Annotated in this window: 1 protein-coding gene; it reads left to right on the top strand. The window is 68.0% G+C overall.

Translation table 11 applies throughout. The annotated features are described in order from the left end of the window. The first annotated feature begins 105 nt into the window (after positions 1 to 105). The gene (locus tag FDA94_RS38890) at positions 106 to 1071 is read left to right on the top strand and encodes an IS481 family transposase (RefSeq protein WP_137252015.1); all 966 of its coding nucleotides are present in this window, start codon (positions 106 to 108) and stop codon (positions 1069 to 1071) included. Positions 1072 to 1080: the final 9 nt, after the last annotated feature.

The following is a 1080-nucleotide window of genomic DNA, read 5'->3' as shown; positions in this document are numbered from 1 at the left end:
TGTACTCGGCCATCAGGTTGGTGACTCGCCGGAGCTGATGCTTGATCAAATGGAAGACCTCCGGATGTGGTGGAGATTGCCGTCATCACCATCCCGGAGGTCTTCATGGCCCACGCTAACGCCCGCCTGACCATCCACGGTCGGATGCTGCTCATCGAGCGTGTCCGCGTCCACGGCCGCCCGGTCGCTCACGTCGCCAAGGAACTGGGCATCTCGCGTCAATGCGGTCACCGCTGGGTCCGCCGCTTCGACCAGGAGGGCTGGGCCGGCCTTCACGACCGCTCCTCACGACCGCACCGGGTAGCCAACCGCACCCCACCAGCCATCGAGCAGAGGGTACTGACCTGCCGGCACGAGCTCCGCAACGGACCGGCCGCCATCGCCGAACGCACCGGCGTGCCCGAACGCACTGTCTCCCGGATCCTGCGCCGCCACCACATCCCGCACCTGGCCGACTGCGACCCCCTCACAGGGACCCCGATCCGCGCCACCCGCCACACCACCCGGCGCTATGAACACGCCCGGCCCGGAGACCTGATCCACCTGGACGTCAAGAAGATCGGCCGCATCCCCGACGGCGGCGGCCACCGCGCCCACGGCCGCAGCGAACACGTCCGCGGACGCGGCATCGGCTACGACTACGTCCACACTGCCATCGACGACCACTCCCGCCTGGCCTACGCCGAGATCCTGCCCGACGAGACCGGCACCACCAGCGCCGCCTTCCTGCACCGAGCCGCCGCCTTCTTCCACGCCCAGGGCATCACCCGCATCCATCGGGTGCTCACCGACAACGCCCTGGCCTACCGCCGCTCGGCCGCCTTCGCCGCCGTCCTCGCCAGCCTGGGCGCCCGCCACAAACTCATCAAGCCCCACTGCCCATGGCAGAACGGCAAAGCCGAACGCTTCAACCGCACCCTGCAAACCGAATGGGCCTACCGGCAGATCTTCACCAGCAACACCCACCGCGCCGACGCCCTGCAACCATGGATGGAGCACTACAACACCCGACGACGTCACAGCGCACTGGACGGTCACCCTCCGATCAGCCGACTGTCACCAACGTCATGACCGAGTACA

The sequence above is a fragment of the Herbidospora galbida genome (assembly GCF_005233835.1).
Taxonomy (GTDB): Bacteria; Actinomycetota; Actinomycetes; order Streptosporangiales; family Streptosporangiaceae; genus Herbidospora; species Herbidospora galbida.
This window is presented reverse-complemented; position numbering and strand designations above follow the sequence as displayed.

What these genes read in the sequence shown, in the direction of transcription:
- FDA94_RS38890 (WP_137252015.1), top strand. Translation starts at nt 106, where the DNA reads ATGGCCCACGCTAACGCCCGCCTGACCATCCACGGTCGGATGCTGCTC.